The sequence below is a fragment of the Methylomonas sp. LW13 genome, from assembly GCF_016865255.1.
GTDB lineage: Bacteria > Pseudomonadota > Gammaproteobacteria > Methylococcales > Methylomonadaceae > Methylomonas.
Genome location: NZ_CP033381.1, coordinates 4,436,448 through 4,447,849, shown reverse-complemented (window position 1 = coordinate 4,447,849; position 11,402 = coordinate 4,436,448). Strand labels below are relative to the sequence as shown.

12 protein-coding genes are annotated in these 11,402 nt (G+C 50.5%); 3 read left to right on the top strand and 9 right to left on the bottom strand.

Translation table 11 applies throughout. The features are described 5' to 3' along the window. Nucleotides 1-205 precede the first annotated feature (205 nt). On the top strand, nucleotides 206-1,147 hold the full coding sequence (locus tag JL719_RS20100) for a DUF1152 domain-containing protein (RefSeq protein WP_033159067.1): 942 nt from the start codon (nucleotides 206-208) through the stop codon (nucleotides 1,145-1,147). 386 nt (nucleotides 1,148-1,533) lie between these two features. On the opposite strand, the gene JL719_RS20095 is transcribed toward JL719_RS20100, so the two are convergent. From JL719_RS20095 to nifH, 9 genes are all read right to left on the bottom strand, one after another. Then, nucleotides 1,534-2,496: a hypothetical protein gene (locus JL719_RS20095; RefSeq protein WP_033159066.1), complete on the bottom strand. Its 963-nt coding sequence runs from the start codon at nucleotides 2,494-2,496 to the stop codon at nucleotides 1,534-1,536. Then, on the bottom strand, nucleotides 2,489-3,253 hold the full coding sequence (locus JL719_RS20090; RefSeq protein ID WP_033159065.1) for a 4Fe4S-binding leucine-rich repeat protein: 765 nt from the start codon (nucleotides 3,251-3,253) through the stop codon (nucleotides 2,489-2,491). Before JL719_RS20090 ends, JL719_RS20095 begins: the two co-directional genes overlap by 8 nt. Before the next feature lie 9 nt (nucleotides 3,254-3,262). Beyond that, nucleotides 3,263-3,529, bottom strand: coding sequence for a DUF6129 family protein (locus tag JL719_RS20085; RefSeq protein WP_026603355.1), 267 nt, complete (start codon nucleotides 3,527-3,529; stop codon nucleotides 3,263-3,265). Nucleotides 3,530-3,531: 2 nt separating this feature from the next. Continuing rightward, a complete protein-coding gene (gene nifX / locus JL719_RS20080; protein WP_033159064.1) occupies nucleotides 3,532-4,224 on the bottom strand; it encodes a nitrogen fixation protein NifX in 693 nt (230 codons plus the stop codon). A 4-nt stretch (nucleotides 4,225-4,228) separates the two neighbouring features. Next, the gene (locus JL719_RS20075) at nucleotides 4,229-4,429 is read right to left on the bottom strand and encodes a 4Fe-4S binding protein (RefSeq protein ID WP_020483289.1); all 201 of its coding nucleotides are present in this window, start codon (nucleotides 4,427-4,429) and stop codon (nucleotides 4,229-4,231) included. A 4-nt stretch (nucleotides 4,430-4,433) separates the two neighbouring features. Next, on the bottom strand, nucleotides 4,434-4,655 hold the full coding sequence (nifT, locus tag JL719_RS20070; RefSeq protein ID WP_033159063.1) for a putative nitrogen fixation protein NifT: 222 nt from the start codon (nucleotides 4,653-4,655) through the stop codon (nucleotides 4,434-4,436). 99 nt (nucleotides 4,656-4,754) lie between these two features. Continuing rightward, entirely contained in the window at nucleotides 4,755-6,338 is a 1,584-nt protein-coding gene (gene nifK, locus JL719_RS20065) for a nitrogenase molybdenum-iron protein subunit beta (RefSeq protein ID WP_033159062.1), read from the bottom strand. A gap of 149 nt (nucleotides 6,339-6,487) precedes the next feature. Then, the gene (nifD, locus tag JL719_RS20060; RefSeq protein ID WP_033159061.1) at nucleotides 6,488-7,969 is read right to left on the bottom strand and encodes a nitrogenase molybdenum-iron protein alpha chain; all 1,482 of its coding nucleotides are present in this window, start codon (nucleotides 7,967-7,969) and stop codon (nucleotides 6,488-6,490) included. A 103-nt stretch (nucleotides 7,970-8,072) separates the two neighbouring features. Continuing rightward, complete coding sequence (gene nifH, locus JL719_RS20055) at nucleotides 8,073-8,951, bottom strand: nitrogenase iron protein (RefSeq protein ID WP_033159060.1); 879 nt, start codon at nucleotides 8,949-8,951, stop codon at nucleotides 8,073-8,075. Nucleotides 8,952-9,428: 477 nt separating this feature from the next. Between nifH and JL719_RS20050 the strand changes: the two genes are divergently transcribed. Both JL719_RS20050 and JL719_RS20045 read left to right on the top strand, forming a co-directional pair. Continuing rightward, nucleotides 9,429-10,754, top strand: a complete 1,326-nt coding sequence (locus JL719_RS20050) for a cyclic di-GMP phosphodiesterase (protein WP_033159059.1) — start codon at nucleotides 9,429-9,431, stop codon at nucleotides 10,752-10,754. Between the two features lie 156 nt (nucleotides 10,755-10,910). Then, nucleotides 10,911-11,387 carry a type IV pilin protein gene (locus JL719_RS20045; protein WP_033159058.1) on the top strand — a complete coding sequence of 159 codons (477 nt, stop codon included), beginning with the start codon at nucleotides 10,911-10,913 and terminating at the stop codon, nucleotides 11,385-11,387. Nucleotides 11,388-11,402 lie beyond the last annotated feature (15 nt).

Sequence of the window (11,402 nt, the reverse complement as noted above, 5' to 3'; positions counted from 1 at the left end):
AAAGCTCCGGTGCTCGGCGCGGCATACGGGAGAAACCCCGCGCGGAACTCGACAGATTATTTTGTATGAAATTTTGTAGGGCGCATTAGCGACAGCGTAATGCGCCGAATGATTTAAAGCCAACATACGGCGCAATACGGCTACGCCTATTGACGCCCTACCCATTGCAACTTACGGCCTTACATCACTAAGCTAAAGGTTTTACGTGAACATTCCATTTTTCGATGCGTTGGCAAATGGACAACGCTTTTTAATTGCTGGGGTTGGCGGAGGATTTGATATTGTCAGTGGTGTCCCCATCTACCTATATTTGCGTCGCCTTGGTAAGCAAGTCACGATGGCTAATCTCTCTTTTACAGAGCTTGGCTTAACGAATTGCGAAGAAATTTGCCCTGGCGCTTTTCTTGTCAATAAACAATCTGCCGACTTGCCGTATTTTCCAGAGAGGTGCATTTTGGAGTGGTTGTCGTCTCGGGGAGAAGAGTCGGCAATGTATGCGTTTTCGAATGAAATTGGCGTCTTACCGTTGAGAAGTGCTTACGCCGAAATAGTCGAGCGTCATCAAATCGATACGCTGGTATTGGTTGATGGTGGCACCGATAGTCTGATTTTTGGGGATGAGCCGGGGATAGGCACGGTTGTTGAAGATGCATGTTCTATGATTGCTGCCAGCGGCGTAGCCGTAAAACAAAGCTTAATGGCGATGGTAGGTTTTGGAATAGATCATTTCCACGATGTTAATCACCACGCCTGTCTTGAAAATATTGCGACACTAATCAAGGACGATGGCTATTTGGGCGCTTTTTCTTTAACCAAGGATATGTATGAGGGCAGAGGGTACCTGGAATTGGTTGATTACCTTAATAAAAATATGCGCGTTAGGCATTCTATTGTTACAAATTCGGTTGCTAGCGCGATAAAAGGTGAATTTGGGGATCATCAAGTGACATCTCGAACCAGCGGTAGCGAATTATTTATAAATCCGCTGATGAGTTTGTATTGGACTTTTTCCTTGCCTGCTGTAGTAGGGCGAATGGGGTTTGCTGCAAAAATTGAGAGCACTACCGAAATGGACGAAGTTGCTAAATTGATCCGTTCTTTCCGGATTGGAAGTAGGCTAAGGGATCGCAAACGTATTCCATTGTAAAAACTTATGGCTCTCACGCAAATCATGCATTGATATTCTGATCCCGAGAGGGCTTTACTCCCGTATGCCGCGCCGAGCACCGGAGCTTTTGGACGGAATAGCCCGAAGGGGTGCGGCAGGGATGCCGCACGTTGCCGAAGGGGCAGGAAGCCCCTTTCGGCAACCCCGTTCAAAAGCTTCGGAGCGCAGGGAATAAGCGGCATTCGGGTGGCCTTTTCTTTGGATACTTTCTTTTGGCCACACAAAAGAAAGTATCTCGGCTGTCGGGCCGAGACCCGACATACAAAACAACCTTCGCGTTAGCGACACATTAAACCCATCACCGCGTGGGCACAAAAAGCCGTGCCCACCCTACGCCCAGCAAGGACGACGGCCAATTCAACACCTCAAACGTTATACGGCGTAGAAATCCAATCCCTCAACACCGCCTCATCCCGCTCCGGCAAATAAGCAAAATCCCCGGAAATATCCTTGTAGACTGCGTCAGCGCTGTGAGTAGACACCAGCTTGCCTTTGACCATGTAAAAAAACCAGGCAAACGGATAACCTGCCTGCCGGTCAAAGCGATTCAATACATTACTTAACGCACTGCCTTTCTTGCCGGCAAAGTCTTCCAGATGCGGCAGGTTGTTTTTGTGGGTGTTGACGATTTCCACGTTGACGATTTGTTCGCCGAAGCGGCCGGTGTGCCGGTAGGGGCGGATGATCCAGTCTTCGGACATGCTGTGCTTCTGGCCGGCGCTGCTGCGGTTCCAGTCTTCCATGAAGCGTTGTACCGGATGTTCGCCGGGGTGTCGCTCGTTAATCACTTCCATGAACAGCTTGACATCGGTCTTGCGCCGGTAGGTGTACCGAGAATGCCCAAAGCCGAAGCTCTCGATGCAAAAGGGTTGCAGCGGGTCGATGAATTCTTCCAGATCGTCGGGTGGATTGTTTTCGTCGACAAGCATTCGATCAGAGACTTCGTGAGTCTTGTCAATTTCGATCAGCGTAAAATCTTCGGCTTTGGTGCCGGTCTGTACCACAAAATACAGGGTTTTGCCGGTCTGTTTGGTGGCGATCAGTTTTTGTTCCAGCGTGTAATCGATCAGGGTTTGCAGGTTTTGCCCGCATTCCAGATAGGTGCGTTCCACCCATTCGATTAAATCGTTGGCGATGCGTTTGCCGTCCATATCCACCACGCCGCCCAGCCGGTACCATTCATCACCGGTCAAAGCCAGGCGGATGGGGTGGTCGGGAATCAGCGCCTGTAGTTTGCTGAGCAGCAAATCGTCGGTTTGGCCGGGGATGATTTTTTTACAGCAATCGGTAATGTCTTGTCCGGCAAGATTGAGTCTTGATTCAGTCATGATCGGCTTCAGGTGTGGAGTTTGAATGTAAGCGTTGCCTTACCAGTTCGCGGACATCCGGTTCCGGATCCTCGGCGAGAGCGGCGAGTTGCGCGGGATCGACCTTTAGTGCCGCTGTGTAGCGCACAACCCAATCTTCGTCGTTTAACAGCATGGTTGCGTCTTCCGGCGCCATGCGTTCCGCGACGATGCGCCGCACATCCGGCGAACGGTCGTTAGCCATCAGCCCCAGGCTGACTTCCGGCAGCCGTTCGGCAACGCGCTTGCGTACTTGTAAGTCTTCGTCTTTGATGAAACGAAACAAGCGGCCCGGCGGTAGGCGTTTGGCGACCATCAAGCGCACGATATAGTCGGGGTCGTCAGCCAGCAACTCCAGGTGTTCCGGATCGATACGGTCCGCGACCGTCATGCGTACTTCGCGGTCCGGGTCGTCGATCAAGGCTTGTAGCTGCTGGGCCGGCAGACGAAACGCGACAGCGCGGCGCACCACTTCGTCTTCGTCGGTGATCAGCGCCGACAAGGCTTTTAGCGGTGCGTAGCGCACGGCGATGGCCCGGCGTTCCCAGAACGGGTCTTGCAAATAAAGCGTGGCGTAGGCCGGATTGACCCGAAAGAAACGGTCGATTTGCCGGCCGCTATTGATGAACACGCAAGTATCGCCGGGCATGCACCGGCCCATCAGCAGGGTTTTCCCCCGGAACGGGCAGAGGCTGCAATCGGCGACGGGCAGAGTAACAGGGCTGTCTTGTTCCGCCATATTATCGTCTTATTCGGGAATAACTTCGGCGATCACAATGCCCGAGGCATTTTCGTAATTATCGGTAATGCGTAAGCAATGTTCGCGGCCATCGACCAAGTACAGATTGAATCCCGCACCTTCCAATAACGGTTCATTGTTGGGCAGGTCGTCGTCCATGCAATAGGTGAAATGGACGCCGGGGTATTCGCCGCGCAGTCCACTGACGACGGTTTCGTTCAAGGCTTGGCCGTTAATTTTCTCGGCTATGGTTTGCAGTTGCTCTGGACTAATCATCGCTAGGATTCCTGTTCGAAACAAACGCGCTGCACGGGCTGGATGCCCATCGATTTAGCCAGCCACGGCGGCGGGGCATGCGCTAAAACGATTTGCAGTTGTTTGATAATTTGAGTGATGGCTTCGCCCTGGTCGGCTTTAACCGGATGAATGCCGTATTTGATAAGTTTTGCCGCCGCCGGGCCGCCGATAGAAGCAATATACAACACTCGGCAATCGGCGATCAGTTCTGCGCGATACACATTCTTGTCGTCATGCTGCCGTTGCGCGTCGCTATCGATGCTGCGCACATCGACGAGCCGGGCGTCGTCCGCGGCAATCTGATAAATCAAAAACTGCCGGCACGAGCCAAAATGACCGCTAATTAACTGCGGATCGTCGCTGCCGATGGCAATTCGGATCGAGCTGGCGGATGCAATTGTCTGGCAGGGATCGGCTATCGGCGCGGGTTCCTCGCTGTTTTGCAGAATGCGCAACGATTCACGGATACTGTCGGCGTTGGCCACAATGCCGAAATTGTTTAAGGCTTGTTGGAACTGGGCTTTGCCGAGTTCGGCCAGGTTTTTGTCGTTTAATGCTGTGCCTATACAGGCACGGAGCACGGAGATAAACAGTTTGGGAGGGGTATCGGGCAGGGCGCGAGCCGCCAGCCCGATGCGCAGTGCCAGTTCCCGGGTTAAGGTAGACTGGCTCATGGCGTCAAGCCACTAAAGGCAGAATGCAGTTGTCGATTGGGCAAACCTTGACGCATTGCGGTTCGTCGTAATCGCCATTGCATTCCGTGCAAGTTTTTTTGTTGATTTCAAAAACAATTGCCCCTTCCTTGATGGAGTCGGTAGGGCACACCGGCAGGCAATCGCCGCAGGAAATGCATTCTTCGGCAACAATATACAGAGACATGGCTTTATTCCTCCGATAACCGTTTAGCTTGCAAAGTTGTAGGGATTTTAGGCGGAGGTGACAGCGGATCAAAGTAATATTTGGATCCGTCACCCAGAGTGACTTCACCGCCCCATTTATCGGCGCTGTCAAATTCTAAGGATTCGATGGTTTCTTCAAGGTCTTTTTTAGCGATGTAGAACAGCAATTTGCCGTCTTCGCGTTTCCTGAGCATGACGCTAGGCATTGGGATTCTCCAGACAAGTGTAGGTCGGGTTAAGCCTGCGCTGTAACCCGACACGATATGATTGACTGGTGGGCGCCTGAATCGGTGCCCACCCTACGCTTAACGAATCAAGTCGTAGTTGTAGTCGGTGGTTCCCATACCTTTGGTTTCTTTATCCAACTGCTCCAACAAGGCGTTAACGATGGTGGTCAACATGTACATGCCGCCTTCGTAGCCCAATGTGGTCATACGGTGCAAGTGGTGACGATCAAAGATGGGGAAGCCGATACGGATCAACGGTACTTCGAACTCTTCGCCTTTGTAGAAGGTGTCACGTTGGATAAATTTGCCGTAGGAGTTACCGATCATGAAGTCCGGTTTGTTGGTGAACATCAATGAACGGAAGTGCCACAAATCTTTGCCGATATGTACCGTCGCTTCTTGGCCGTAAGGCGAGGCTTTCAACACTTCTTCAACCGCTTTTTTGTAGCGTTTGTTGGCGTGGTTGACTAACACGTCTGTTACCTCGGCGCCCATTTCCAGCAGGAATTTGGTCATACCCAAAGCAAAGTCTGCGTCGCCGTACAGGGCAAATTTTTTGCCGTGTAACCAAGCGTGCGAGTCGGTCATCATGTCCACATAACGGCCTCGTTCCACTTCCAGCGATTTTGGAATCGGTTTGCCGGTCAGTTCAGAGATTTTCATCAGGAACTGGTCGGTCCATTCCAAGCCCATCGGGATGTTCAATTTCGGCGCGTCGTGTTTCCAGCTAGTTTCAACGAATTTTTTGGTTTTTTCCAACTGCCAAGGTTGCAGCAACACGGTAGTGATCGCGTTAGGCGCATCTGCAACTTCGGCGATCGTGGTGCCGCCGGCATACATGTTGAAGTGGCCATCAGCAGGCGTATCCAGTACTTCGGTAGGATCGCTCAACAAAGTGTGGTCAACGCCCATTTCGTTCAACATCCGGTGAATGACGCGGAAGTTGCCCAAATAGGTTTCAAAGCCGGGGACTAAGTTGATTTTGTTGTTACTGCCAACTTCGTATTTACCTTCAGGCAACATACCTTTTTCAAGGGTGAAGTAGCGGGCAATGCCTTCGAACATGTTGTCCCAACCCGTGGTATGGCTACCGACGAAGCTAGGCGTATGCGCAAATGGCACAGGGTAGTCTTGATCGACGTGACCTTCTTTTTTGGCATTGTTGATGAATGCGTTCAAGTCGTCGCCGATAACTTCCGCCATACAGGTGGTTGATACTGCGATCATGGTGGGTTTGTAAAGGGCTTTCGCGTTTTCCAAACCGGCAAACATGTTTTTCTGACCGCCGAATACCGCCGCGTCTTCTGTCATCGAGTCAGATACGCAAGAGATAGGCTCTTTGAAATGACGGTTGAAGTAAGTACGGAAATAAGCCACGCAGCCTTGCGAACCGTGCACATAAGGCATGGTTTTTTCAAAACCCAGTGCGCAAAGTACCGCGCCCAAAGGTTGGCAAGCTTTAGCAGGGTTAACCGTGATCGCTTCACGTTGGAAGTTCAGTTCTTGATATTCCTTGGTAGTCGTCCATTGGAACACTTCATCAATGGTGTCTTGTGGATGACGTTCTTCGTACTGTTCGCGTTTGTTGGCCAAGCTTTCCTTGTACTCGTCATTTCTGAATAAAGGATAACTGGGTTCTATTTTATCGACATTTTGGCTCATGATAATCTCCTAACGCGCCACTAATCTGTGGTCCGGCGTTGATTGGATTTTGCCGGGAATGAAATCCCGACCGACATTTTGGCTCCTAGTAGGGTGGGCAGTTTGCCCACCTTTCCGGGAGTTAAGATGGGCAATGCCCACCCAACGGATTACGCAACCGCTTTGACAGGTTCGCTCTCGGTCGCTTCGGTTTTCCAAGGCGCTTTGAAGCTTTTCCAGCAAGGGTTGTTGATGGTCATGTCCATATCGCGGGCGAAGATGGCGAAACCGTCGTAGCCGTGATAAGGGCCTGAGTAATCCCAGGAGTGCATTTGGCGGAAAGGCACACCCATTTTTTGGAAAATGTATTTTTCCTTGATGCCTGAGCCGACCAAGTCAGGTTGGACTTTTTTCACGAACTCTTCGAATTCGTAACCGGTGACGTCGTCATACAACAAGGTGGCGTTGCCCATTTCTTTGATAGTACGGTCGTAGTCGTCGTTGTGACCGAACTCGTAACCGGTACCCACCACTTCCATGCCCAAATCTTCATAAGCGCCGATAACGTGGCGCGGACGCAGACCGCCGATGTACAACATCACCCGTTTGCCTTCCAGGCGTGGTTTGTATTTAGCGATGACGGCATCGTATTCGGCTTTGTAGCGTTCGATGACGCGCTCAGCACCTTCTTTGATAGTGTCATCGAAGTGAGCGGCGATTCTGCGCAAAGACTCGGCGATTTTAGTCGGGCCAAAGAAGTTGTACTCGATCCAAGGGATGTTGTACTTTTCTTCCATGTGCCGGGCGATGTAGTTCATCGAACGGTAGCAGTGAATCAGGTTCAGCTTCACTTTTGGGGTTTTTTCGATCTCGGCAATGGTACCGTCGCCAGACCATTGAGCCACAACGCGCAGACCCATTTCTTCCAACAAGGTACGTGAAGCCCAAGCATCACCACCAATGTTGTAGTCGCCGATCACGGCTACGTCGTAAGGGGTAGTTGGGAAGCTTTCATCGCCGTCGCGGTTTTCCAATACCCAGTCGCGAATCGCGTCGTTAGCGATATGGTGACCCAAAGATTGAGAGACGCCACGGAAACCTTCGCAGCGCACCGGCACGATGGTTTTGTTGTACTCTTTGTTTTTAACTTTAGAAACCGCTTCGATGTCGTCGCCGATCAAACCGATTGGGCACTCGGATTGAATGGAGATGCCTTTGTTGAGCGGGAACAAGGTTTCGATTTCGTCGATACATTTGGCCAGTTTTTTATCGCCGCCGAATACGATGTCTTTCTCGGTAAAATCCGAAGTAAAGTTCATGGTACCGAAGGTGTTGACGCCTGTAGTACCTACATAGTAGTTACGGCGACCGGCACGGGAATATTGACCACAGCCAACCGGGCCGTGTGAAATATGGATCATGTCCTTAATAGGACCCCAAACTACCCCTTTGGAACCCGCGTAGGCGCAACCACGAATGGTCATCACGCCGGGCAGGGATTTACGGTTGGAAGTGATACATTTGTTTGATTTTTCCAAGCTTTGATCGTTGATGGCCAAATGTTTGGCGCGATCAGCTTTAGCTTTTTCGGGATAGACTTCCAGCACTTCTTGAATAAGCGCTTCGGTCTCTTCTCTTGTCATGGCTGCCATGATGAAATCCTCCTGGTAGTCCTGGGTAATCCCCCACAGACTTGTTAGGAACTATGCGAAAGCAGGTTGGACAGGCTAACAGCCGGCCCAACCTACATACTGATTAAGCTTCGGCTGCTGCGGTTACACCGACAACGCTTTCGTCAACTTCTTCCATGACGCCGAATTCCATCAACAAGTCTTCCAACTCGTCCATAGTGATTGGAGTTGGGATCACCAAGTTGGTGTTGTTGATGATTTTTTGCGCCAAGTCGCGATACTCTTGTGCTTGTTTCGCGGTTGGTTCGTACTCGATTACTGTCATACGACGGATTTCGGCACGTTGGACAACGTTGTCACGTGGTACGAAGTGAATCATGTGTGTGCCCATTCTGGCAGCCAATTGCATGATCAGTTCGTCTTCGCGAGCGGTGTTACGGCTGTTGCAGATCAAACCGGCCAAACGCACGCCGCCTGAGTTAGCATATTTCACGATACCTTTAGCGATGTTGTTGGCAGCATACATAGCCATCATCTCGCCTGAGCATACGATGTAAATTTCTTGGGCTTTGTTTTCACGAATTGGCATCGCGAAACCACCGCAAACAACGTCACCCAATACATCGTAGAATACGAAGTCGAGGTCGTCGGTATAAGCACCTTCTTCTTCCAAGAAGTTGATCGCGGTGATAACACCACGGCCGGCGCAACCTACACCTGGCTCTGGACCGCCTGATTCAACGCATTTAACGTCGCGGTAACCCACTTTCAATACGTCTTCCAGTTCCAAATCTTCTACGCTACCGGCATCAGCTGCCATTTGCATGATAGAGTTTTGCGCTTTCGCATGCAGGATCAAACGAGTAGAATCGGCTTTAGGGTCGCAACCGACGATCATTACTTTTTTGCCCAGCTCAGCCAAGCCGGCAACCAGGTTTTGCGTGGTGGTAGATTTACCGATACCACCTTTACCGTAAATAGCACATTGACGTAATTTCGCCATGATCTTCTCCTCTTGAGTAGGTGTTGTTAATAACAACCAGATAATTGCAATGGCCGTGCCAAAGTTTTGATGTGTTTTAAGTAATTGAAAATAAAGGATTAAAAATAATATTTCTAGCTTTTTCGATGGTCGGATTAGCAACATTCTTTGTAAGGCCTGTTATCTAACCAACATAAATCGCGGGGTTTTTATTTGAAGCGGGGGCTAGGTGCGTATTCGCCGCGGATTTTGGCCCCGGTCCTTTAGCGATCACGCTGTGTCTTGATTTGGCTTGCCGATAACGGGAGTTTGCTGCTTTGCCCGGACGACTTCGGTGAATAATCGCCTACACACTCTATAATTGATGCCAATCTTGGGCCGCGGGCATAAGCAGGCGTATATCCGGTTTTATCACGGGACCTGTAGGTGGCGGTTTGCAGCCAAATTTTTACTTACTCATGCGGTATTTCTCGAATTTAATAATGATATTGTCTTTGTATGTTCTTTAAGAATTGGTGGCCTTTCCGCCGCAAGCTGAAAAGTCAGGCGAAGAAGGATGATTCCTTCGATGTCAATCAGCGCATCTACACGCCGGTTAGCCAGTTGACCGTCGGCATGTATGTCATCGAACTGGACCGGCCTTGGTTGGAGAGCCCGTTCTTATTTCAAGGATTTGAACTGGAAACGGAAGCCGATATTCGCGCGGTAAAAGACGTTTGCCAGTACGTCTATATCGACGCCACCCGCAAAAGAAAACGCCCGGTCCAGGCTAAAACCACTCAAGACAGTTTGCTCAGCGAGAGCAATATTGATTTTGGTGCGCCGCCACCGCCAAAGCTAAGTGTTTTCGAGAAAGAGTTTGCACGTGCCGAACATGTTCATAAAGAAGTGGGTCAGTTGGTATCCAACTTTATGGAGCGCATCGCCAATGGCGAAGGCATAGACACAAAGGCTGCCAAAGAAGCGGTCTCGCAATGCGTAAACAGCATTTTGCATTCGCCGGATGCTTTTTTGTGGCTGAACCAGCTCAAGAACAAAGACAAATATACCGCCCAACATAGCTTGAACGTTTGCGCCTTGGCTATTGTGTTGGGCCGATACCTGAATTTTTCCGTAGCCAATCTCAACAATGTCGGCTTGTGCGGGATGATGCACGACATGGGTAAAATGTTGGTGCCTTTGGATATTCTGAATAAGCCCGGTAAGTTGGAACCTGAGGAGCTGGCGATTATGCGCTCGCATGCCGCTCTGGGCTACGAACTGCTCAAATCCAGCGATCAAATGTATCCAGGGGCGATAGACACGGCCTATTCTCACCACGAAACCTTGGACGGCAAAGGTTATCCCCGGCGTATCGGCGAAAGAGGGATTTCGCTCTTCACCAGAATCGTCACCATCGTAGATATGTACGATGCCATCACCAGCGACCGGGTGTATCAGAAAGGCCGGACGCATCTGGAAGCGACCAATATCTTGGCCAATATGGCCGGCTCTCAGCTGGATGAGCGTTTGGTGATCAAATTTATAGAATGTCTGGGGGTTTATCCGCCCGGCAGCATCGTCATGATGACCAACGGTTACATCGCCATTGTGGTGGAGGTGAATGAATTGCAGAAGCTGCGGCCGAAAGTCATCCTGTTGCTCGATGCCAAGAAACAGCGGATTCCGGAAAGAATCGTCAATCTAGCGGATATGCTGTTGGATGAACACGGCAAGGTGTTGACTATCAAAGGCATTGTCAAAGCCCAGGATTACAACATAGACATCAAAAAATATTACCAACAAGGCGTTTTGCAAAAGGGCTTTGCGAACGAAAAACGCTAGGGTACCCTACGAAACCGGACGTTTAGAGCAACTCTGCTAGAATAAGCAACCTGGCGATGGTCACGAAAGGGTTTGTGCGTGGGATTATCGTCCGTATGCTTTTGCTCAGCTTTGCCAAGCCAGGGCTGCAAATTTCTCGAGGCGTTTTGGAATCAAATGTACAGAAAAAACAGGGGAGGGCAAGGCTTTACGCTGATGGAGATGCTGTTGGCGGTCGCTATTATGGCGGTGTTGACGGCCATTGCGATACCTGCCTACAACGGTTATATCGATAAAAGTAAGAACGATCTGGCTATTAGCTATCTGCTAGCCATACAGACGGAAATCGAACGGTATTACACCCGCGAATTTCATTACCCGAATGCGCTTAGCGACATTACCTCGGCTCTGCCCAACAACGGCAAGGACCCCTGGGGTAGAGACTATGTCTATCTCAATATCATAGAGGGGGGGCCAGGGACCATGGGCTCAGTCCGAAAAGATCATGCGCTTAACCCCATCAACACCAAATACGATTTGTACAGCCTGGGTAAGAATGGCGTCACCAAGAAACAGATCAGCCAGAAGGACAGTCTGGACGATATTATCCTGGCCCGAGATGGCGGTTTCGTCGGTTTGGCGGCGGATTTCTGAGAGAACCCCTTAGCA